General features: G+C 68.3%; 21 protein-coding genes. 13 read left to right on the top strand and 8 right to left on the bottom strand.

The genetic code is table 11. The features are described from left to right. Positions 1-42 precede the first annotated feature (42 nt). From DL990_RS19695 to DL990_RS19680, 4 genes are read left to right on the top strand one after another with little or no spacing between them, the layout of a single operon-like run. Complete coding sequence (locus tag DL990_RS19695; protein ID WP_125788515.1) at positions 43-618, top strand: YbaB/EbfC family nucleoid-associated protein; 576 nt, start codon at positions 43-45, stop codon at positions 616-618. Continuing rightward, positions 615-947: a type VII secretion target gene (locus DL990_RS19690; protein ID WP_370308681.1), complete on the top strand. Its 333-nt coding sequence runs from the start codon at positions 615-617 to the stop codon at positions 945-947. The genes DL990_RS19695 and DL990_RS19690 overlap by 4 nt, the downstream gene beginning before the upstream one ends. Then, positions 944-2,185, top strand: coding sequence for a hypothetical protein (locus DL990_RS19685; RefSeq protein ID WP_125799504.1), 1,242 nt, complete (start codon positions 944-946; stop codon positions 2,183-2,185). Before DL990_RS19690 ends, DL990_RS19685 begins: the two co-directional genes overlap by 4 nt. Before the next feature lie 58 nt (positions 2,186-2,243). Next, positions 2,244-2,621 (top strand): RidA family protein, encoded by a 378-nt coding sequence (locus DL990_RS19680; protein WP_233599163.1) that lies wholly within the window; start codon positions 2,244-2,246, stop codon positions 2,619-2,621. A 1-nt stretch (position 2,622) separates the two neighbouring features. Here the strand turns inward: DL990_RS19680 and DL990_RS19675 are convergent, their stop codons facing one another. Beyond that, positions 2,623-3,327, bottom strand: a complete 705-nt coding sequence (locus DL990_RS19675) for an SDR family oxidoreductase (protein WP_125799503.1) — start codon at positions 3,325-3,327, stop codon at positions 2,623-2,625. Positions 3,328-3,412: 85 nt separating this feature from the next. On the opposite strand from DL990_RS19675, the gene DL990_RS19670 reads away from it, so the two are divergent. Genes DL990_RS19670 through DL990_RS19660 form a run of 3 tightly spaced genes read left to right on the top strand, consistent with a single transcriptional unit; the run spans position 3,413 to position 5,278 of the window. After that, positions 3,413-4,030 carry a TetR/AcrR family transcriptional regulator gene (locus DL990_RS19670; protein WP_125788512.1) on the top strand — a complete coding sequence of 206 codons (618 nt, stop codon included), beginning with the start codon at positions 3,413-3,415 and terminating at the stop codon, positions 4,028-4,030. A gap of 49 nt (positions 4,031-4,079) precedes the next feature. Next, positions 4,080-4,667, top strand: a complete 588-nt coding sequence (locus DL990_RS19665; RefSeq protein WP_125799502.1) for a hypothetical protein — start codon at positions 4,080-4,082, stop codon at positions 4,665-4,667. Positions 4,668-4,696: 29 nt separating this feature from the next. Then, positions 4,697-5,278, top strand: coding sequence for a hypothetical protein (locus tag DL990_RS19660; RefSeq protein ID WP_125799501.1), 582 nt, complete (start codon positions 4,697-4,699; stop codon positions 5,276-5,278). Positions 5,279-5,483: 205 nt separating this feature from the next. Here DL990_RS19660 and DL990_RS19655 read toward each other — a convergent pair whose 3' ends face one another. The 7 genes from DL990_RS19655 to DL990_RS19625 all read right to left on the bottom strand — a co-directional run bounded on the left by DL990_RS19655 (position 5,484) and on the right by DL990_RS19625 (position 12,505). Then, positions 5,484-6,674 (bottom strand): ATP-grasp domain-containing protein, encoded by a 1,191-nt coding sequence (locus DL990_RS19655; protein WP_125799500.1) that lies wholly within the window; start codon positions 6,672-6,674, stop codon positions 5,484-5,486. Beyond that, positions 6,671-7,726: a cysteine synthase family protein gene (locus DL990_RS19650; RefSeq protein WP_125799499.1), complete on the bottom strand. Its 1,056-nt coding sequence runs from the start codon at positions 7,724-7,726 to the stop codon at positions 6,671-6,673. Before DL990_RS19650 ends, DL990_RS19655 begins: the two co-directional genes overlap by 4 nt. Further along, on the bottom strand, positions 7,723-8,706 hold the full coding sequence (locus DL990_RS19645; protein WP_125788507.1) for an ABC transporter substrate-binding protein: 984 nt from the start codon (positions 8,704-8,706) through the stop codon (positions 7,723-7,725). The genes DL990_RS19650 and DL990_RS19645 overlap by 4 nt, the downstream gene beginning before the upstream one ends. Then, a complete protein-coding gene (locus DL990_RS19640) occupies positions 8,703-9,491 on the bottom strand; it encodes an ABC transporter ATP-binding protein (protein WP_125799498.1) in 789 nt (262 codons plus the stop codon). Before DL990_RS19640 ends, DL990_RS19645 begins: the two co-directional genes overlap by 4 nt. Next, complete coding sequence (locus tag DL990_RS19635) at positions 9,491-10,600, bottom strand: iron ABC transporter permease (protein WP_125788505.1); 1,110 nt, start codon at positions 10,598-10,600, stop codon at positions 9,491-9,493. Before DL990_RS19635 ends, DL990_RS19640 begins: the two co-directional genes overlap by 1 nt. Further along, on the bottom strand, positions 10,581-11,321 hold the full coding sequence (locus tag DL990_RS19630; RefSeq protein WP_125799497.1) for a bifunctional 2-polyprenyl-6-hydroxyphenol methylase/3-demethylubiquinol 3-O-methyltransferase UbiG: 741 nt from the start codon (positions 11,319-11,321) through the stop codon (positions 10,581-10,583). Before DL990_RS19630 ends, DL990_RS19635 begins: the two co-directional genes overlap by 20 nt. Before the next feature lie 170 nt (positions 11,322-11,491). After that, a complete protein-coding gene (locus tag DL990_RS19625; RefSeq protein WP_255431379.1) occupies positions 11,492-12,505 on the bottom strand; it encodes an XRE family transcriptional regulator in 1,014 nt (337 codons plus the stop codon). Positions 12,506-13,116: 611 nt separating this feature from the next. Here DL990_RS19625 and DL990_RS19620 point away from each other — a divergent pair. From DL990_RS19620 to DL990_RS19595, 6 genes are all read left to right on the top strand, one after another. After that, positions 13,117-14,538, top strand: a complete 1,422-nt coding sequence (locus tag DL990_RS19620) for an FAD-dependent oxidoreductase (RefSeq protein WP_199746473.1) — start codon at positions 13,117-13,119, stop codon at positions 14,536-14,538. Next, the gene (locus DL990_RS19615) at positions 14,516-15,637 is read left to right on the top strand and encodes a Gfo/Idh/MocA family oxidoreductase (protein WP_125788501.1); all 1,122 of its coding nucleotides are present in this window, start codon (positions 14,516-14,518) and stop codon (positions 15,635-15,637) included. The genes DL990_RS19620 and DL990_RS19615 overlap by 23 nt, the downstream gene beginning before the upstream one ends. Beyond that, the gene (locus DL990_RS19610) at positions 15,634-16,824 is read left to right on the top strand and encodes a hypothetical protein (protein ID WP_125788500.1); all 1,191 of its coding nucleotides are present in this window, start codon (positions 15,634-15,636) and stop codon (positions 16,822-16,824) included. The genes DL990_RS19615 and DL990_RS19610 overlap by 4 nt, the downstream gene beginning before the upstream one ends. A gap of 104 nt (positions 16,825-16,928) precedes the next feature. After that, the gene (locus tag DL990_RS19605) at positions 16,929-18,287 is read left to right on the top strand and encodes a UDP-glucose/GDP-mannose dehydrogenase family protein (RefSeq protein WP_125799494.1); all 1,359 of its coding nucleotides are present in this window, start codon (positions 16,929-16,931) and stop codon (positions 18,285-18,287) included. Between the two features lie 68 nt (positions 18,288-18,355). Then, a complete protein-coding gene (locus DL990_RS19600; protein ID WP_125788498.1) occupies positions 18,356-19,987 on the top strand; it encodes an MFS transporter in 1,632 nt (543 codons plus the stop codon). Beyond that, positions 19,941-20,933, top strand: coding sequence for an isopenicillin N synthase family oxygenase (locus DL990_RS19595; RefSeq protein ID WP_125799493.1), 993 nt, complete (start codon positions 19,941-19,943; stop codon positions 20,931-20,933). The genes DL990_RS19600 and DL990_RS19595 overlap by 47 nt, the downstream gene beginning before the upstream one ends. Positions 20,934-20,980: the final 47 nt, after the last annotated feature.

Here is a 20,980-nt window from a genome sequence, read left to right as displayed (position 1 = left end):
TCTCTCCGATCGTGCCCCATCCGAACCGAGCCAAGGCGACGCATGCAACCCAATTTCGACGCAGGTGAGGACTTCGCGCTCCTTTTGGAGCGAGAGGCAAAGAAACTCCAGGAAAAAGCCGAAGCCCTGACGGCCGCGTTCACCTCTTCCGCGTCCACGGTGCGGTCCCCCGACGGCTCGGTGACGGTGACGGTCGAGGCCAACGGCTCGCTGAGCGCGATCGAGTTCGGCAACCGGGCCACCGCGCTGGGACCCGCGCGGCTCTCCTCCCTGGTCATGCAGACGGTGCGCGAGGCCCAGCGCAAGACCGTGGAGAAGGTCACGGAGTCGTACACCGAGATCAACGGCAACGACGAGGCCGCCGAGCTGGTCCGCACGTTCCTGCCGAAGGTCGAGGACGAGGAAGACGCCCCGGAGAGTCCCGAGCAGGACAAGTGGGCTCCCGAGGCGCACCACGAGGACCCGCGGCCGCAGGCGGGCTTCCGGCCGCCGCCCCCGCCGCAGGCAGGCCCCCCGATGCCGCCTCAGCCCGGCCGTCCCGTGCGGCCGCCGAACCCCCCGGCGCCGCGACCCCGGCGACCGGCCACCCCCGACGACGATGAAATGAGCCCGTGGTGAGCGGATTCGGTGTCAAGACGGAAGCCCTGAACGAGTTCGCCGGTCACCTCGACAAACTCGAGGACGCGCTGCGGAAGAGCGCCGGCATGGTGGGCAGCTGTGTGGCCGACCCGGGCATCTTCGGCATCTTCGGCGGCCAGATCTACGGCGCCGGCGCGAGCATGCACTGCGGGAAGGCGCGGGACCACCTGAACAAGTACTCGGAGAACGTGCAGGAGTTCTCGGACAGGGTGCGCGAGGCCGCGAAGAAGTACGACGCCAACGAGCAGGAGGCGGAGAAGCTGATCACCGACGCCGGTAAGGGCATCGACGAGGTGAAGGTCAAGTGAGCGACGAATACCGCCCGAACGACTTCGGCAACGGCAGCGGCACCAAGGCCGACGACTTCAAGGACGAGAACCGCAGCTTCCTCGCGGGCAGCGGGGACACCGCGGGCGCGGGCTTCTTCGATTCCGCGTTCTCACTGAAGAAGGCCGTCGACGACGGCGACAGCCTCAGCATCGGGCTGGCCTCGGCGGGGATGGCGATCGAGGTCCTCGGCATGGTCGTCGACCCGATCGGGTCGCTGCTCACCGCCGGAATCGGCTGGCTGATCGAGCACATCGTCATCTTCCGCTGGCCGCTGGACTTCCTGATGGGTGACCCGAAGGGCATCGAGGCGGCCAAAACGGCGATCTACAACGAGGGCAAGGTCGTGAAGGAGTGGTCGGAGGACCACGCGGCCGCCACCAAGAAGTTCATGGAGAAGTGGGACGGCGAGGCCGCCGACAAGTTCCGTGCCGACATGGAGGGCGTCGCCGCCCAGATCGACGCGCTCGCCGAGTACGTCAATTTCGCGGGCAAGCAGATGGGGATCGCCGGTGCCGTCATCGGCGCGGTCCGCGGCATCGTCCGCGACATCATCGCCATGACGCTGGCGGGCATCCTCAAGGCCGCGATCGTGGCGGTGGCGCTGGCGCCGGTCACCTTCGGCGGTTCGATCATCGCGGCGATCGCCTCCATCATGACCACGGTCGGGGTGGCGATCGCCAAGATCGCCAAGCAGATCGCCGACACGGCCAAGAAGCTCGCCGAGATGATCAAGATCCTGGCCAAGACGCGCGGGGCGGCGGACGACGTCGTGAAGCTGACCCTCGGCGGCGGCAAGGTCACGCTGCCCAAGCCGAAACCCGCCGGCGGGACGCCGATGCCCGGCGGCAAGAAGCCGATCGAAGCCCCGCCCACCAAACCGTCCGACACCACTCCGGAAGCCACACCCAAGCCCCCTCGGGAAAAGCTCAGCGACATGCCCCTCCGGGTCGTGCGCGAGAAGCTGACGAAGGTGCTGGAGGGGCGCCCCGAGGCGGCGGACATCTTGAAGCGGTTCGACTACTGGAACAGCTTCCCGATCGGCGACCTGCACAAGAGGTTCCCGAAGGTGGCGGACGCGATCGAGAAGACGACCAAGATCCTCAGCGACCCGACCTACGGCGCTTCGGGCATGGCCGGGAAGACCATCGTCGAACTGACGAAGGCCATCCCGCCCGCCGTGAACGAGAAGCCGCCGGAGGACAAGGAAGAGAAGTAGGTATCGGCGGCCCCGTACCGGTTTCGGTACGGGGCCGTTTCGTGCTTTCGTTCGGTCCATGACTGAACGGGTGAACATCTCCTCCGGCGGGGACTTCGAGCGGGTCTTCGGCTACAGCCGGGCTGTGCGCGTCGGCGAGCACATCCACGTTTCCGGGACGACGGCACGGGAACCCGCCCGTTCGGGCGACGCGTACGAGCAGGCGACGGCCGTGCTTTCGATCATCGAGACCGCGCTGCGGGACGCCGGTTCGAGTCTGGTCGCGGTGGTCCGCACGGTCACCTACGTGACCGACATCAAGGACGCCGAACTCGTGGCGCGGGCGCACCGCGAAGCCTTCGGCGACGTGCTTCCCGCGGCCACGATGGTCGAGGTCTCGGCGTTGCTCGACCCGAAGATGAAGGTCGAGATCGAGGCCTACGCCATCGAAAAGTAGGTCACCTCCCGAACGAACCGACCAGCGCTTCGGGAGCTTCGCGCGTCTCGTAGAGCTTCCAGAAGGCGTCGGCGAAGACATCGGGATGGATCACCTCGGGCTCGAAGTCCAGCGGGCTCGAGGTGAGCACCCGATGCGGAACACTGCCCTCGATCAACGCGCCGACGTTGACGGCTCCGGCGTAGACGCCCTTCTCGGCGAGCACGGCGTTCAGGTTGTGGAAGTAGTTCCGCAGCGCGGCCTGCGCCATGCCGGCGTTGCCGAGGAAGGGCGCCGGGTGCAGACCGGATTGCCCGGCGGTGAACAGGATCGCGCCGTCGCCACGTTCGGTCATGCCCGGCAGTACGGCCCGCACCAGCGCCACCGCGGACACCAGGAAGCGGTCGAGGACGAGCCGGAGGTTCTCCGGATCCACGTCGAGCACCGGCACGATGCCCTCTCCCATGGTCCCGCCGCCGGGATTGAACGCCAGCGCGTCGATGCGGCCGATGGCGGTGACGGCGGCCGCGAGCTGTTCGGACTCGTAGACGTCGGCGACGAACCCGCTCGCTTCGATGCCGTCCTTGGCGAGTTCGGCGACGAGCGCGTCGAGGTTCTCGGTGGTGCGCGCGACGAGGGCGATACGGAAACCCTCGCGGCCGAAGCGACGCGCGAGCGAAAGTCCCAGCACCGGTCCGGCGCCGAAGATCGCGAACGTCTTGGTCATGGCTCCTCCAGGAGAACTAAGTTGAGGTTCTCCTCAACTTATACCCGTAACTTGAGGGTCCCTTCAACTTGACTACGATGGCGTCATGGCCAAACCTCTGCGGAAGGACGCCCAGCGCAACCGCGACCTGCTGGTGCAGGCCGCGAGAGGGCTCTACGCGGTGCGCGGCCTCGACGTCCCGCTCGAAGAGATCGCGAAGACGGCAGGCGTCAGCATCGGCACCCTGTACAACCACTTCCCCCAGCGCGCGGATCTGGTGAACGCCGTGTTCGCCGACCGGGCCGCGACCGTCGCGAAACTGGCCGGACACGCGCTCTCCCTCGACGACGCCTGGGCCGGGTTGACGTACTTCGCCGAACGGATCTGCGAACTCCAGGCCGCCGATCGCGGTTACAACGAACTCGCCTCGACGCGTCCGCCGCAGACCGAAGATCCCGAACACGGCTACGAACTCATGACCAGGATCGTCGAGCGAGCCAAGGAAAGCGGTGACCTTCGCGCCGACTTCACCCTCGAGGACATGGCCTTTGTGACCTGGGGGATCGCGCGCACCGTGGAGGCGACCGCGGCCGTGCGCCCGGAGGCATGGCGCCGCCACCTCGCGCTCCTGCTCGACGGCATGCGGGCCACGGCCGCGAGCCCGCTGCCGGAGCCGCCACTGTTGCCCGGCGAACTCGCGCGGCTCATGGGGCACTGCGACTGAGGGCAACCCGCGGGCCCTCCGGTGCGTGTTCACCCCGGAGGGAGATCCGATGAAGACGAAACTCCTGCTCTTTTCCCTGGTGGGTGCCCTGTTCGCGGTTTCGGCCTGTTCGAGTGGGCCGCCGCCCGCCGGGCCTGCGACAGTCACCGTCACCCCGCCGTCACCGCCGCCGTCGTCGCCCGCCGGGCCCGATCCGAAGGCCGTCGCCTGGCTCGACGGCGTGTGCGGCGCGGTGTACGGCTATCTGAAGGCCCACGACGAATACTCACGCAAACAGAAGCCGGGAATCGAAGTCACCCGCGGCGCCCTGAAGGAAGAACTCGGGATCCGCGCGGGATTCGCGGGCGAGGTCGTCGACGACCTCGCCGCGCTGCCCCCGTCACCGATTCCCGGCGGTGACGCGGTGAAGAAGTCCCTTGTGGACCGATACGCCGCGGCGAGGGACGCGGCGGCCGCGGGCAAGCAGCGTCTGGAGAAGTCCGGCAACGAAGCCGCCATGGACGCCGCGATCGCGGCGATGGACGCCACGCAGAAGCCCGTCACGGACACCCCGGATCTCCTGCCCGCGCTCAAAATCGAGACACCGGGCCTGATGGCCGTCGCGGCCGAGGCCAAGAGTTGCGCTTCTCCCCACTGACCGAAGCTTCACCGCGAACGGAGTCTCCGATGAAGACGAAAGTATTGCTCGTTCCCCTAGCCGTGGCCCTGTTCGCGATAACGGCCTGCTCGGGTGAGCCGCCGCCTGCCGCCGCACCTGTGACAGTCACCGCCACCCCGTCGTCTTCGGTACCCGCCGCTCCGGACGCCAAGACCGTCGCGTGGCTCGACGGGATGTGCGGCGCGCTGTACGGCTATGTGAAGGCCAGCAACGATCACGCGAGCAAACAGGCGTCGGGCGTCGAAGTGACGAGGAGCTGGCTGAGCGAAGACCTCGGGGTGCGCGCCGGACTCGCGGACAAGGTCATCGGCGAGCTGGCCGCGCTGCCCCCGTCACCGGTCCCCGGCGGCGACGACGCCAAGAAGTCCATTGTGGACCGCTACACCGCGGCACGGGACGCGGCGGCCGACGGCAAGCGACAGCTCGACGCGTCCAAGGGACAGGCCGCGCTGGACCAAGGACTCAAAGCCCTTGAAGCGGCCCAGAAACCACTGACGGAGACGACCGATCCCTTCGCTTCCGTCAAGATGGACACCCCGGACTTGGCGGCCGCCGCCGCGGCCGCCAAGAAGTGCGTGCCCGGCTCCTGACCCAGCCCTCGGCGAGTTCCGCCTCCAATCACGCGAGTTACGCCTTCAATCACGCGAGTTCCGTGCCTGGACACGCGAATCACGCCAAACGTCTCGTGAGCGACAAGGACGGTGACCAAGATCGGCGCGTTCCAGGGCCCGGCCCTGTGTCGCGAAAGCCACTTTGAGGACGCCTGGCGTCTCGAAAGTGGCTTTCGCGACACCCTCAGGACTCGATCTCCGCCGTGATCCCACCCGCCGCGGCAAGCGCGCGATGCAGCGCCAGCTCCGCCGTCGGTCCTTCGGCCAGCACGATCCCGGTGCAGGACCGCTGATCCGTGAGGTGCCGGATCTCGTCACCGGGGCTCGCCGTCGGATACCACTCCGGCGCGCCCGGGAGGCCAGGCAGCCTGTCGAGCCCCGACCAACCCTTCAGCACACCTTCCACGGCCGGGTACGCCAGGACGAACCCGATCCCCGGTCCCCCACCGACCTCCTGGGTCAGCAAAGCGGGTTCCTCGCCCAGCGCCATGTCGATCATCGCGGAATACACGTTGGTGTCCAAGGACCGGCACAGCGCCTCGCCGAGCATCGCCCCGCCGATCCGGATGTTGATCTCGACGACCTCCGGCCCGTCGGCGGTGAGCACGAATTCGGTGTGCGCGAAGCCTTGCTCGTGTCCGGCGGCCTTGAGCACCCGCCCGATCCAGTCGGCCAGTCCGGCGTATTCGGCCTCGGGGAACGCCACCGGGAACGCGGCGGCCTCCTCGCGTCGCACGGGTTCGGGTGACAGCTGACGGGAGAGGATCCCGAGCAGCCGCGTCCTTCCTTGCCAGGTGACGGTTTCCGCGCTGTAGAGCGGGCCGGCGAAGTACGGTTCCGCGATCAGATGGCCCTTGAGCGGCGTTTCCTTCGCCTCCAGCCTGGCTCGCTCGAGTTCGTCCTGGTCACGAACGAGCCACACCCCGCGTGACGACGTTCCCGAAGAATCCTTGACCACCAAGGGAAACTCGAGCTCCTCGGCGACCATGACGGGTACCGGCCTGCCCCGGGTGAGCCCGTGTTCGTACAGCAGATCGCGCACGGCACCCTTGTCCCGCAAGACACGGACGGCGGCCGCGTCGGGGCCGGGCAGGCTCAGCCGGGCGGTGAGTTCCGCGCCGGGAAGCGCCCAGGTGTCGGTCGAGTTGATGATCCCGGCGAGGTCCGGGATGGCCCGCAACGCCGCTTCGCAGGCCGCGATGTCGGTGGTGTCGATGTCGACGACCTCGACCCTGCCCGGCCCGAGGGTGCCGAGTTCGTACCGGTAGATGTCGCGGTTTCCGGTGAACAGCACCAGTTTCCGCCCGGCATCCGCCGCTGCGTCGGCCAGCCTGCCCAGGCCGAACGTCAAGGCTTCCAACAGGACGACGGTCACGACGCACGCTCCTTCCGGTACAGCGGCTGCGCGGGTATCCCGAAGCGGCGGCGGCTCCAGTCCATCGCCGCCCACGGCAGGGCGAGTTCGTCCAGTGAAGCGATCTCGCGCGGCGCGAGCCCCGCCGGGTCGACCGCTTCCCGATGCCGGGCGAAAACCCTTGCCGTGTAGCGATGTCCGGTGTCGGCGCCGATCACGACGTGCGTCCGATCCGGGTTCCGCGCCGCTTCCCAGCCCGCGACGAGGTACGCGGCACCGGTGGAAAGCCCGGCGAAGACGGCGTGGTCGCGCATCAGGCCGACGGTCGCGGCCATGGCGTGCACGAAGTCCAGCCAGTGGATCCGGTCGTACAGTGCGTGATCGACGTTGCCGAACGGGATGGCGGACCCGATCCCCGCGATGATCGCGTCCGGATCGGTGAACCGCTCGCTCCCGAAGGTGACACTGCCGAAGGGCTGCACGCCGGTGAGGCGGACGTCCGGATCGCGTTCGCGCAGCGACCGCGCGATCCCGCCGGTCGACGCGCCGGTGCCCACACTGCCGACGACGGTGAGCGGCCCGGACGGCAGCGCGCGGGCGACGAGATCGGCGACCTCGCCGTACCCCAGGTAGTGCACGGGATCGTGGTACTGGCGCATCCAGTGCATCTCCGGATGGCGTTCCAGCAGTTCGTGCACGCGTGCGACACGGCGCCGCTGGTCGAGCCGGAGGTCGTCCGACGGCGGCATCTGGTCCACCGTCGCGCCCAGGATCTCCAGCTGCGAACGCATGGTGAGGTCGACAGTGGTGGACGCGACGATATGGCAGCGCAGACCGTAACGATGACAGGCCATCGCCAGCGCGAGCGCGTAGATCCCGCTGGAGCTGTCGATCAGCGTCTGTCCTTTTCGGACGGTACCGGCCGCGAGCAGCGACCGGACCGCGCCGAGCGCCGCGTAGACCTTCAGGGTTTCGAAGCGGATCAGCACGACGTTCGGCTCGAGCCGGATCAACGCCGGTGTCTTGATCGCGTCGGTGACATGTTCGTGGACCAGCGCGGACATCGGGTTCACCGCCCGATCGAGCGCAGGTACGCGGCCAGCGATTCGGCGCCCGCCGCGTTGCGCGGGCCGCTCACGAGGTCCCCGTAGGAGACGACGTGGAACCGGTTGTCTCGCACGGCGGGGGTGTTCTTCAGCTGTGGCGCGGATTTGATGAACGCGATCTTGTCCTTCGCCGGCTGGTCCGCGTAGTCCACCACGACGATCACCTCGGGCTCGGCCTTCACCACCGCTTCCCAGCCGACGCTGCCCCAGCCGTCCTGGAGGTCGCGGAAGACGTTGGTCCCGCCCGCGGCGTCGATGATGTCGTTGGGAGCGGCGTGTTTTCCGGCGGTGAACGGCTGGTCGGTGCCGGAGTCGTAGACGAACACCTTGGCGGGCGGGGTCTTCGGTGCTCCGGCTCGGACCTTGTCGAAGCGTCCCTTGAGGTCTGTGACCAGTTCGTCGGCCCGCTGACGGACGCCGAAGATGTCGCCGAGATTGCGCAGGTCGGTGTAGAGCGCCTCAAGCGGCGTCACCTCCGACTTCGCGGCCGGATACTCCCAGCAGGTCTCGGTGTGCAGATAGCTCCGGATGCCGACCTGCTCCAGCAGCTTCGGCGTGATCCCGCGTTCCTCGCTGAAGCCCGAGTTCCAGCCGGCGATCACCCAGTCCGCCTTGGCGTTGACCAGGATTTCACGGGTGACCCGCGAGGTTCCGAGCCGTTCGACCTTGGCGTAGTCGTCCTTCCACGGCGACCCGGCGATCGACGGATCGCCGAGCGAGTTCATCACGTAGCCGCGCATCCGGCCGGCGAGGCCGAGCGCGAACATCTTCTCGGCGCCGGAGACGTCGTAGGCCACCGGGCGCTGGGGCGCCGGGAAGGTGACCTGCGCACCGCAGTTGGTCACCGTGGCCTGTGCCGGTGCGGCCGGTCCGGCCTCGACCTGGGCACCGCAGGCGCTCAGAAGCAGCGCCGCGGCGAAGAGCGCGGTCACCCTGGACGGCTTCATCGTGTGATCCCCTCGGTTTCATCGGCGGGAAGGTCGTACAGCAGCTGGAGCGCCCCGGTCACGGGATGGGTCACCGGGGTGACCTCGACGCCGAACACGGCGCGGACCGTTTCGGGCGTGAGCACTTCGGCCGGGGTTCCGCAGGCGGCGAGTGCTCCGCCGCGCAGCAACGCGATCCGGTGACAGACGGCGGCGGCGAGGTTGAGATCGTGCAGGGCGACGAGCACGGTGAGCCCGCAGTCGCGCAGGAATTTCAGCAGTTCCACCTGGTGGCGGACGTCGAGGTGATTGGTCGGCTCGTCGAGGACCAGCACCTCCGGTTCCTGGACGAGTGCCCTCGCCACCAGTACCCGTTGCCGTTCGCCACCGGAAAGTGTCAGCACGCTGCGCTGGGCGAGATGGGTGATGTCCATCCGCCGCAACGCTTCCCGGCACAGCGCGCGTTCGCGGGCCGACAGCCGGAGGTTGCCGCGCTGATGCGGCGACCGGCCGAGCGCGACGACCTCCTCGACGGTGAAGTCCAGATCCGCCCGGCTGTCCTGGGTGAGCGCGGCGATCCGGCGGGCGGTGTCGCGCAGGCCCTGTTCCGCCAGGTCGACGCCGTCGAGCAGGACGGCGCCGCCGGACGGGGTCAGCGCCCGGTAGACACAACGCAACGCCGTCGACTTGCCGCTGCCGTTGGGGCCGAGGAGGCCGTCGAACTCGCCCGCGCCGACGTCCAGGCGCAACTCGCGGATGAGCGTCGATCCGGCCACCTCGACGGAAAGTTCGCGCAGGGACAGCATCAGCGACCCCCGAACGCGTAGCCGCGGCGCCGCATCACGACGAGGAACACCGGGACGCCGATCAGCGCGGTGATCACGCCGAGCGGCAGTTCCTCCGGCGCGACGAGGGTGCGGGCGAGCAGATCGACCCACACCAGGAAGACCGCGCCCACCAGCGGCGCGAGCGCCAGCACGCGGCGATGCCCCGAACCGGCGATCATCCGCACCACATGCGGCAGGACCAGACCGACGAACCCGATCGAGCCGCTGACCGCCACCAGCAGTCCGGTGACGACCGCGGTGAGCAGGAAGAGCCAGCGGCGCAAAGCGGCGGCGTCGGTGCCGAGGCTCATCGCGGTCTCGTCGCCCATGGACAGGACGTCGAGCGCGGTGCCGTACCGCAGCAGGACCACGATCGCCACGGCCACCCCGAGCGCGGCCAGCGGCAGGGACGCCCAGGTCGCCGCGCCGAGGCTGCCCAGCAGCCAGAACAGCACGGTCTGCGCGGCCTGGCCGCTCGGCGAGAGGTAGACGAGCACGCTCATCACGGCTTGGAAGCCGTAGGTGAGCGCGACCCCGGTGAGCACGAGACGCAACGGCGTCAGGCCGAATTTGCTACGGGCGGCGAGATAGACGATCGCCGTCGCGCCAAGCGCGCCGAGGAAGGCGGCCGTCGACAGCGCCAGCACGCCGAGCCCGGCGAACAGGCCGAACACCACGACGGCGGCGGCACCGACCGAGGCACCCGACGAGATCCCGAGCACGAACGGGTCGGCGAGGGCGTTGCGGACCAGCGCCTGCACGGCGACCCCGACCACCGCGAGCCCCGCGCCGACCACGGCCGCCAGCAGCACCCGCGGCGTGCGGACCTGCCAGACGATCGAGTACCCGGTGACCTCGTCGCCGGTGATGGTGCCGCCGGTGATGGCCTTTCCCAAGTAGCGCAGGACATCCGGGAGAGCGACGCTGGACGGGCCGAGCGCGATGCCCGCGATCAGCGAGATCACCAGCGCCGCCGACAGCAGAAGCACCGGAGCGGTGAGCCGCAGCGAGCGGGCGGCTTTTTCGTCGGGCCCGGCGTCGTCCGGTTCGGCGAACAGGCGAAGCGGTTCAGCCGGCACGTTCACCACGCACGATCAGGCGGCGTGCGTGGTTGTCGTACGGCGAGCCGTCGAAGTCACCGAAGCACTCGACGCCGGTGAAGCCCACCGTCTCGAACAGCACCTTCAGTTCCGCCGCGCTGTACAGGAAGGACAGGATCGACGCCTGCTTCGCCGCGCCGTCGCGGACCAGCGTCCATTCGGTCTTGAGGCGGGTCCAGTCATCGAGGATGGTGTCGCGCATGAACACCGTCCCGCCGTCGACGTCGACCGCTTTCGGACGGCCGACCCAGCCCGCGAGTACCTCCTTGCCGAGGACGTCGATCAGCAGCCTTCCGCCGGGCGCGAGACTCGCGTAGGCGTTTCGCAGCACGGTGAGGTTGTCGCCGGGCTCGGTGAAGTAGCCGAATGACGTGTACATGTTGATGATCAGGTCGTACGCGCCGGGCTCGGCGTACTCGAGCATGTCGGCCTGGATCAGTTTCGCGGCGACTCCGGCGCTTTCGCAGGCCTCTCGCGCGCGTTCGAGCATCGCCGGGCTGAGGTCGACGCCGGTCACGTCGGCGCCCTTCTTCGCCAGCGGCACGATGTGGATCGCCGGGCCGCACGCCAGATCGAGCACCTTCGCGCCGTCGGCGACCTGGAGCAGCGGTGACGTGGCCGTCAGGCGTTCGGCCTCTTCGGCCCGGCTGGGCGGGAACATCACGTCCGCGAAGCCGACCCACAGGTCGTCGTCCTCGTACCAGTGCATCTCTCTCCGCTCGCCGGGCCGCATTCAGCCCCACAAGTCGTCGAAAGGTCGTCTTCGGTTCCCGGTTTCACCGCCTTTCTCGTGGAGTGATCACACGAGTGCCGGTCCAGGTGGTCGTGAGTGGCGATTCGGGTTCTAACCCGAATCGCCACTCACGACCAGCCGCACGCTCAGGGAGGCGGGATCAGATCGATGAGGAACGTCTGGTCAGGTGCGCCGGAGCAGCGTTCCCGGACGACCTCCGTACCCGCGACGGTGTCCATGTCGCGCAGGCCGAGGCATTGGCTGGTGCCGACGGGACGGATGACGAACCGCCCCTCCTCCGTCGGACCGGCCGAGCCGATGGTGAACAGCTGGTCCATACCATCGTCGTCGCAGTCGTCGCGGGGTTCGATCAGGTCGTGCCCCAGTCCCTCGTTCACGATCGTGAGGCAGCCGACCCCGGTTTCCGGATGGTGCCACTGGATCTGCACGGCGTTCTCTTCGCCGACCGGGTCGATGAACAGATGCGGAGCCGCGTCGCTGCCGCAGAGCTGCTGGGCGACGACGGTGCCGGCGTAGAGCCTGGTCCGGTCCGTCCCCTCGGCGAGACAGAACTCGGGAGAGCGGGCGGGGCGGATCTGCGCCCAGCTGCCCACCTCCCGGATGTCCAGCCCCGGCACCACGGCCGCGGTGTCCTTGCCCTTCGTGGCCGCGCCGAAGGACCGGGTCAGATAGCCGAGTGCCCCGACGAGGACGATGCTCACGACCGCGGCCACGATCAGCGGCCCACGCCAGCGCCGAGGTCGCCGGGCCGGCGGCGCGGGCTCCGGTTCCGGTTCCGGAGGGAGCGCGGGAGTCACCTTCACGTCGTCGACGAGCCGCAGCGGGACCCCCATCGCGATCCGCGTCCGGGCGCCGAGCCACCGCCGTACGTCTTCGTCGTTCAACCCGCACGCGCGCGTGAACGTCTCGACGAACGATTCGCGGGGCAGTGTGGTCCGGCCGAGAGTGGTCGCGACCGTACTCGCCGGAAGCGTTCCCCCGAGTTCTTTCGCCCGTCCGGCCAGCTGTCGATAAGTCAATCCGGACCACGTTCTCAATACACGCAGTGCCGCCGTGAACTCAGCCGGTGAAGACGCTGAGTCCGGTGACGGAACTCCCGTCGACGACTCCCCGTCGTCGCCCCCCTCATCAACGATCATCGCTCTAGATTGACTGAACCGATCTCGACCGTGATACCGCCATTCAGCGGTGTCGGAATCTGCTGTTCGGGCCACTCGAACGATTTCGAACAAGGCCGAACTACCCGAAGGTTGCCCATGCGCTGGTCAGGAAGTCAGGCTGGCCCCAGTCGGTCCCCACGCCGGCCACCTCGGGGGAGGCTCGGGAATACCGGGCCCGAAAAAAAATGAGCAAACCGGAAGAGTCCGCACGATCATCGTCAAGGGCGACGGTGAACCCGACGGAAACACCTGGTTCATCTCGGAAGGCATCCACTGAAATCTCTGCTCTGAAGACCGGATGACGCCTGACGTCGGCCGTATCGGCCCGCGTCTGCTGATTCCGAAGAGAAATCCTCGTGCGCCGCACATCTGAGCACACACGAGGCATGAAAGCTGCGATTCCAGCAGCGAACCGGCGGTTCGCAGACCGACGCGCCGCGCCGATCGTATCGGCCCGGTGACCGTGCGTGGACATAAGCAACAACCATGCCACGCGGCGGTATGACCCGGTCTCGTTCGAACCCGGTCGTCCATGAATGGCGAACATCGGATTGTGTGGAGCGTTGTTGATGCATAGCGGGCAAAATGATGTGGCCGAGAGGCAGGTCGTCGTCGCCGGGGCCGGTAATGCGGGTCTTTGCGCGGGTATTGCGGCGCTGCAGGCGGGCGCGACCTCCGTCAGTGTCCTCGAAGCCGCGCCGAAAGAACTGCGCGGCGGGAACAGTTCCTTGACCAGGACCATGCGTTTCTCCTGGCAGGGAAGCCCCTTCATCGCGGCCCTGTTGCGGGAGGCGGACAAGGACCGGGTCGAAGAGATCCTGGACGGCCGGTCGGGGTACTCGGACGAGCAGTACGTCGACGACTGGCTGCGGGTGTGCGGCGACCAGGTGGACGTCGCCTTGATCGAATCGATCGTCCGCCGTTCGACGGAAACGATCACCTGGATGCGCGACTTCGGGCAGCGCTGGGCCCCGCGGCCGACTCCGCTCCCCGGTGACGTGCCGATCGTGCTCGACGGTGGCGGTCAGAGCCTTCAGGACCGCAACTTCGCCCGGTTCGAACAGCTCGGGGGAACGGTCTTCTACGACAGCGCGGTCACCGGCTTCGAGAAGACCGCCGACGGCCGGTACCTGGTCCACGGATCCGGGCCCGCCTTCCCGGTGATCGCCGACGCGCTGGTGCTGGCATCGGCGGGCTTCGAGGCGAACACCGGGCTGCGTGAACGTCACCTCGGCGAGGAGTGGGGTGACGTGAAGCTGCGCGGTGTTCCGTTCAACGAGGGCGCTCCGCTGGCGGCCGCCGTCGAATTCGGCGCCGACACCGCGGGCAACTGGGAAAAGTGCCACACCACGCCGCAGGGCGTCGAACTGCCCGACTACATGCTGCCAGGGCAGATGCACAAATCCCACGGCCTCGCCAGGTACGCCTTTCCGCTGGGCGTCGTGGTCAACCGGGACGGGCGCCGGTTCTTCGACGAAGACGGCGGCTACAGCAACCTCACCTACGTCACCCTCGGGCAGAAGATCCAGGAACAGCCGGGACGGATCGCGTTCCAGATCTTCGACGACAAGGTCGTCTCGGCCGGGTCGCTCCCGAACGGATACCTCGGCGATCCGGCCTCGGTGACCGTCTCCTCGATCGAGGAAGGCGCCCGGCGGCTCGGCATCGACGCCGCGAATCTGGCCGCCGAAATCGAGCGGCTGCATTCCGGCCGAACGGAGAAGCGGCTCGACACTCCTCCATTCCTGTTCGTCCCGGTGGTCTGCGGCCTGACGTTCACCTACGGCGGGCTGTCCGTGACCCCTGGCGCCGAGGTGCGTGGCGGCGGCGAACCGATCGACGGTCTCTACGCGGCGGGTGTGATCGTCGGCGGCCTTTACGACCAGGGCTATCCGGGCGGCACCGGTCTGATGGCGGGAGCCGTGCTGGGCCGGGTCGCGGGCACGTCCGCCGCCCGCCACTCCATCCGGTCGCGGGGAGGGGAAGCCCGTGTCGGCATCGTCGCTGGCTGAGAAGACGATCGTCATCGTCGGGCTCGGCAAGATCGGATCCCTGTACGCCGCGTGCTATGGGCAAGCGGGTCATCGGGTCCGCACCGTGGACATCGGTGACGGCGCCGACTGGGACCGGGTGGAAGAGGTGCCGGATCCGTCGGACGTCGACGCCTGGGTGGTCGCCACCCCGACGGCGACCCATCTCGCCGTGGTCGACGAGATCCTGCGGCTTCAGCCCGACGCACGGATCCTGCTGGAGAAACCGGCCTGCTATCCGGACGAACTCGACGCCCTCGGCCGCACGGTCCTGCGGCATCCCCGCGCCCGGATCATCGTCAACGACGTCTATTCCCACAGCGAAGCCGTGCAGCGCTTCGCGGCGTCGGTGCGGGAAGCCGGTGAATTCGATCCGATCCGGAAGGTCACCATCGAATTCACCAAGAACCGGGAGTTCGACGTCGCGAACGGCAGGTTCGTGGACACGCAATACGGCGAAGCCGGCTACGAGGGCTTCCACATGTTGAGCATTCTGCGCGCGATCCTGCCGTCCGATCAGTACCGGACGTATCTGCTCACGGCGCCTTCGGCTGTGACAGCGGAAATGAGGGTGCTGACCTCGGCGATGGACCTGCCGGACGTCGAGCTCTACACGTCTTCGACCGGAGCTGTCGCCTTTCCGGCACTGGCCGGGTTCGCGTTCCCCGAGGACGTGTCGAGGGATTTCATCTCCCCCGCCGCCATCCCCTACGGCTCCGAGTTCCGGTATCGCTTCGCCGACGTGGAGTTCCACTCCGGCAAACACGTAACCCTGGTCTTCGAACCGTTCTTCGGCTCGGACCTCGACCACAAGAACATCCACGCCGTTCACATCCGGCACGCCGGCGACCTCCTGGAACCGGTGGCGGCGCGCCATTTCCTGATCACCGTCAACCATTTCAAGGAGGCACTTCTGACGCAGCTGAACCTCTTGGGGCACCTCGACGAGGGCACCACGGTGACCCGGCCCGCCGAGCACCGGTTCCTCGCCGCGCTGGGTTCGGCGATGTTCACCGGCACCTTCCCGCAGACAACGGAAAACGACCACGAAGAGTTCGCACGAATTGGGAGCGAAGCATGACGCGAAGCATTGAGGACCTTTCGACGCTGTTGCGACCGGCCAAGGACATGCTGGCCGAAGTCTCGGACCGGGAAGCGGCGCTGACCGAGGTCACGAGCCAGCTCAAGAACGACGACGACGCGCGCGCGTTGTTCGGGAAGGTCTGCCGGTTCGAGGCGCCCTTCACCGCGAGCTGGATCCACGGCCCCGGCGACAAATCCCCTTACCTGTCGCTGGAACTGGCCGCGGCGTCGCTCGACGACGACCGGCATCGCGCCCTGCTCGCCGACATCGTGCTGTCGACGTCGCCCTCCATTCCCTACGACTACCGGGCGCTGGCCGCGGAAAAGCTCGTCCAGGTCGGAACGGGTGAGTTCGCCGACGCTCTCCAGGAGGTCGTCGACTCGTACGAACCGCTGCCCAACCGTGGCCTCCAGGCCAAGATCGCCGTTCCCACCGACGGCATCGACCACCTCTTCGACATCCCGGAAACGGTGACCGGAAGGCTCAACCTCCTGATCGCCGCCAGCAGGGCGAAGACGCTGGAGACCAGGCACCGGCTCGCCGTCCGGGTCCTCGCGAACGGCGTCCTGCCGTCGGAACCGGTCGGCGACGCGGAGCGGCTGATCCTCGAAGACGTCGGGACGACCATGGTGGCGCCGTCGGACTACCTGGTGCCGTGGGACCAGGAATTCCCCGGGGAGCACGGCTCCGGCCTCACGCTCGCGGAACTGGTGCGCATCACGCTGATGTGCGGGGAATTCTCGCTTCCGGACACGACCGTGCGGCCGATCCTGGTCGACTTCTACCGATCGGTGCTGCGCACCTGCGGCCGTTCGATCATCGGCCTCTCGGCAGGCGTCTTCCACGTGGAGCACGGCACGCTCGCCACGCCCTCGTACTACTACCAGGGCCGCGACGCGATCCTCGGCAAGGGCTGCGTGATCGACTGCGTCGGCGGGGCGGTCCTGCAGGCGGGTTCGTTCCTCGGCGGCGGCTACATGCCGATCCTGATCCACACCCACAAGCACATCCGCAAGGGCGGTCAGGCCGCCGCCTCGGAGCGCAAGCAGATCCTTCCGTGCATTTTCGCGGCGGAAGCGGGCGCTCGCTATCCGATGGACGCCATCGGCCTGTTCGAAACCGTGGACTACCTCGGCAAGGAGACCCCGTACCAGGGAATCCGGGCGATCCCGCACGCCGCGTGACGCACGACTTGTTCGGCTGAGCACGAAATCCGTATCTCGCGATGCCATCGGGCAGGGCGGCTCCGTCCTGCCCGATGGCATCGAAAAACTGGAGGGTGAAGAGAATGGGTTCAACATCGGGGGCCAAGGTCGCCGTGATCGGCGCGGGCTATGTCGGTCTCACGACGGCCGCGTGCCTCTCGTCCTTGGGGCATCAGGTCGTCTGCGCGGACGTCGACCAGGAGAAGGTCGACGCGTTGCGGCGCGGTGAGGCGACCATCAGGGAACCGGGTATCTGCGAACTGGTGGTGGATGGGCTGGCGTCCGGGCGGCTGGACTTCGTGCTCGGCGCGAGCGCGGCTGCGGCCGGGGCGGACATCGTCATCCTTTGCGTGCCGACGCCGATGAGCGTCACCGGCGCGGCGGATCTGACCACGCTGGAGTCCGTCGTGACCGAGGTGCGGGATCTGCTGCCGACCGGCTGCGTCGTGGTGAACAAGTCGACGGTTCCCGTCGGCACGGCGGCCCGCGTCGCCGGCCTGATCGACCGCGCCGATGTGGCGGTCGTGTCCAATCCCGAATTCCTGCGTGAGGGGTTCGCGGTCCACGACTTCCTGAACCCCGACCGGATCGTGGTCGGCTCGGCCGATCGTGACCCGGTCTCCGCCCGCCGCGTCGCCGATCTGTACGAGAAGCTCGACACCGCCGTCCTGGTGACGGATTCCGCCAGCGCGGAGATGATCAAGTACGCGTCCAACTGCTACCTGGCGACGCGTCTGTCCTTTGTGAACACCGTCGCCGAGCTCTGCGAGTACCTCGACGCGAACGTCGACGACGTGACGGCCGGGATGGGGTACGACGCGCGGATCGGCAAGTCGTTCCTGCGGCCGGGGCCGGGCTGGGGCGGCTCTTGCCTGCCGAAGGACACTTTCGCGCTGCTGCACATCGCGGAATCCGCGGGCAGTGACTTCGCCCTGCTGCGGGCGGCGATCGAGACCAACCTGAAGCAGCAGGATCTGGTGGTGGACAAGGTGCGCAAGGCCGTCGGCGGCAACCTCGCCGGTACCCGGATCGGCCTGCTCGGCCTGACGTTCAAGGCCGGGACGGACGATCTGCGGGATTCCCCGGCGCTGGCGATCGCGGCCCGGCTGGCCGCCGAAGGCGCGGACCTGTCCGGCTACGACCCCAGCGTCCACGCGCCGGTGGCGGGCGTGACCGACAACGTGCGGATCACCGGCACCGCCTATCACGCCGCGAAGGGCGCGGCCGCGATCGTGCTGCTGACCGAATGGCCGGAGTTCCGCGCCCTCGACTGGTCGCGGATCGCCGACCGGCTCGACGGCCGGGCCGTCATCGACACCCGGAACCTCCTCGACCCGGTCGCCGTGGCCAGGGCGGGGCTCTCGTATCAGGGCATCGGCCGTCCGGACGGCACCAGGAAGCCGTTGCCCCGCACCGTCGGCATGGTGCGGCAAGCAGGGTGATCCCGGGGTGGACGACGAGTGGCCTTGCTCGTCGTCCCACCCCTCCGGCGTCGGGAACAGGAGGACGGATGCCGAAGCGAACCAAGTCCTGGTCCGCGCTTTTCGCACTGTGCCTGGGTTTCTTCATGGTCATGCTGGACATCAGCATCGTGAACATCGCGGTGCCTTCGATGGTGCGCGAACTCGGCACCGACCTGACCGCGGTGATCTGGGTGACCAGCGTGTACCTGCTCGCCTACGCCGTCCCGATCCTGCCCGCCAGCAGGCTGGGTGACCGGTTCGGGCCGAAGCGCGTCTTCGTCGCCGGTCTGCTGGTGTTCACCGCGGCCTCGTTGTGGTGCGGGCTTTCCGGCGACGTGGAAACGCTGATCGTCGCCCGCGCGGTACAGGGTTTCGGCGCCGCGTTGCTGACCCCGCAGACCACGGCCTTCATCACGCATTTGTTCCAGCCGGACGAACGCGGTCCGGCGATGGGCGCGTGGGGCAGTGTCGCCGGCCTCGCCATGATCGCCGGCCCGGTGCTGGGCGGCGTACTCGTCGACAACTTCGGCTGGGAGTGGATCTTCTTCGCGAACGTTCCGGTCGGGCTGGTCGCGCTGGTGCTCACCCTCGTCCTCGTCCCCGACTGGCGGCCGGGGAATTCGCACCGGTTCGACGTTCCCGGCATCCTGCTCTTCGGCGCGGGTCTCGTCTGCGTCGTCTTCGGTATCCAAAATGGACAGACCTACGGCTGGGGCACGGTCGGCGCCGGGATCTCGATCTTCGACATCATCGTGGCCGGAGTGCTGCTGCTGGGCGGTTTCGTCCTGTGGCAACTCGTCAACCGCCGCGAACCGCTGCTGCCGTTGCGGATCTTCCGGCACCGCGACTTCTCGCTGGGGACCGCGTCCGCGGTGGCGGTCGGCTTCGCGATGACCAGCATGCTCCTGCTGCTCGTCATCTACGTGCAGTCGGTACTCGGCCTGTCCCCGGCCGAAGCCGGCCTGCTCATCGCGCCGCTCGCCTTGGTGTCCGGCGGTGTCGCGCCGTTCGCCGGACGGCTGTCGGACCGGGTGAATCCCAAGTACCTGTTGATGTCCGGGTTGCTCTCCCTGTCCGGCGGCCTCTGCGTCCTCTCGCTGGTGATCATCCCGGCGAGTTCGCCGCAGGCCCTGATCCCCGCGCTGCTGCTCTGCGGTCTCGGTGTCGGCTTCACCTTCTCCCCGATGAACAACGTGACCATCAACTCGGTCGGCCGTTCGCTGGTCGGCAGCGCGTCGGGCATCTTCAACACCGCTCGCCAGGTCGGCGGGGTGCTCGGCGGCGCGGCCGTCGGCGTGCTGCTGCAGGCACAGACCAGTGCTTCGATGCCCGTCCGGGCGAACGAGGCGGCGGCCGCGCTGCCCGCCGAATTCCGGCAGCGCTTCGTCAGCGGCTTCACCGGTGAGGCCGGGTCCGCGGCCGCCGCCACCGAGTTCGGCGGCTCCCCCGCGGTCCCGGCGGACCTGCCGTCCGATGTCGCCGGCCAGGCACGGGAGCTGGCCGCACAGATCACCGGGGCGGCGCTCACGGACGCGGTCAAGACCGCCTTCCTGCTTCCGGTCGGTGTGCTGCTCCTCGGTCTGCTGTGTTCGGCGGGCTTGCGCGGCACCCGGCGCGGGCTACCGTCACATGATGACTCTCGTACCGACGGTCGACCTGAGCAGCTGGAACGACGGTGACCGCGCGGAACTCGCGCACACCGTCGACGAGGCCCTGACGCGCGTCGGATTCCTCCAGGTCGTCGGGCACGGCATCCCACAGGCGACGATCGACGACATGCGCGAAGCGACCGCTGCCTTCTTCGCGCTCCCTGTCGAGGAGAAGCTCCGGTCCGCGCCTGCCGACCGCGCCTCGGATCGCGGGTACGCGGCCGAAGGCACCGAAGGGCTGGCGTACAGCCTCGGCGAGACGACACCGCCTGACCTGTCGGAGTCGTTCGTCATCGGCGCGGAGGAGATCGACGGTGAGGATCCGTACGGCTTCTTCGCCCCCAACATCTGGCCTGAGCTGCCGAAGTCCCTTCAAACGGCCCTCACCGAGTACGAGGCCGAAGCGCACCGCGTCGCACGAGTACTGCTGGAGATCTTCGAGAAGGCGCTCGGGCTCCCGGACGGGTACCTCGGCGCGTACACGCGGCATCCGACGCGCACCCTACGGGTCGACCACTTCGAGCGCCGCGCCGGCGCACCCGAACCACTCCCGGGGCAGATGCGGCTCGGCGCGCACACCGACTACGGCATCGTCACCGTCCTCTACGCCGATCCCGTCCCCGGCCTGCAGATCCACGGCCCCGACGGCACCTGGCACGACGTCATCCCCGCCGAGGGCGCGCTGGTGGTGAACCTCGGCGACCTCACCGCGCAGTGGACCAACGACCGCTGGCGTTCCACCCTGCACCGGGTCGTGCCGCCGTCCGGGCCTGGTCCGTCACAGCGGCGAAGCGTGGCTTTCTTCTTCGACGGCGACCACGACGCGCGTTTCGAATGCCTCCCGACCTGCCGGTCCGCCGAGAATCCGCCGAAGTATCCGCCGGTCCTCGGCGGCGCGCACCTCTACGCGAAGATCACCGGCGGACGGACCCTCGAACCGGCCGAAGCAATGAACACCGCCGCCGACCGCGGTTGAGGAAGAATCTCCAGCGATCGATGTCCGGTCCTGTCCGGCGGCTCCGA

It is taken from the genome of Amycolatopsis sp. WAC 01416 (genome assembly GCF_003947485.1).
Taxonomy (GTDB): Bacteria; Actinomycetota; Actinomycetes; order Mycobacteriales; family Pseudonocardiaceae; genus Amycolatopsis.
This window is presented reverse-complemented; position numbering and strand designations above follow the sequence as displayed.

Coding starts and splice junctions, on each gene's coding strand:
- DL990_RS19670 (WP_125788512.1), top strand. CDS start 3,413: ATGGCCAAACCTCTGCGGAAGGACGCCCAGCGCAACCGCGACCTGCTG.
- DL990_RS19640 (WP_125799498.1), bottom strand. CDS start 9,491: ATGCTGTCCCTGCGCGAACTTTCCGTCGAGGTGGCCGGATCGACGCTC.
- DL990_RS19630 (WP_125799497.1), bottom strand. CDS start 11,321: ATGCACTGGTACGAGGACGACGACCTGTGGGTCGGCTTCGCGGACGTG.
- DL990_RS19660 (WP_125799501.1), top strand. CDS start 4,697: ATGAAGACGAAAGTATTGCTCGTTCCCCTAGCCGTGGCCCTGTTCGCG.
- DL990_RS19625 (WP_255431379.1), bottom strand. CDS start 12,505: ATGATCGTTGATGAGGGGGGCGACGACGGGGAGTCGTCGACGGGAGTT.
- DL990_RS19600 (WP_125788498.1), top strand. CDS start 18,356: ATGCCGAAGCGAACCAAGTCCTGGTCCGCGCTTTTCGCACTGTGCCTG.
- DL990_RS19610 (WP_125788500.1), top strand. CDS start 15,634: ATGACGCGAAGCATTGAGGACCTTTCGACGCTGTTGCGACCGGCCAAG.
- DL990_RS19595 (WP_125799493.1), top strand. CDS start 19,941: ATGACTCTCGTACCGACGGTCGACCTGAGCAGCTGGAACGACGGTGAC.
- DL990_RS19695 (WP_125788515.1), top strand. CDS start 43: ATGCAACCCAATTTCGACGCAGGTGAGGACTTCGCGCTCCTTTTGGAG.
- DL990_RS19605 (WP_125799494.1), top strand. CDS start 16,929: ATGGGTTCAACATCGGGGGCCAAGGTCGCCGTGATCGGCGCGGGCTAT.
- DL990_RS19665 (WP_125799502.1), top strand. CDS start 4,080: ATGAAGACGAAACTCCTGCTCTTTTCCCTGGTGGGTGCCCTGTTCGCG.
- DL990_RS19680 (WP_233599163.1), top strand. CDS start 2,244: ATGACTGAACGGGTGAACATCTCCTCCGGCGGGGACTTCGAGCGGGTC.
- DL990_RS19645 (WP_125788507.1), bottom strand. CDS start 8,706: ATGAAGCCGTCCAGGGTGACCGCGCTCTTCGCCGCGGCGCTGCTTCTG.
- DL990_RS19675 (WP_125799503.1), bottom strand. CDS start 3,327: ATGACCAAGACGTTCGCGATCTTCGGCGCCGGACCGGTGCTGGGACTT.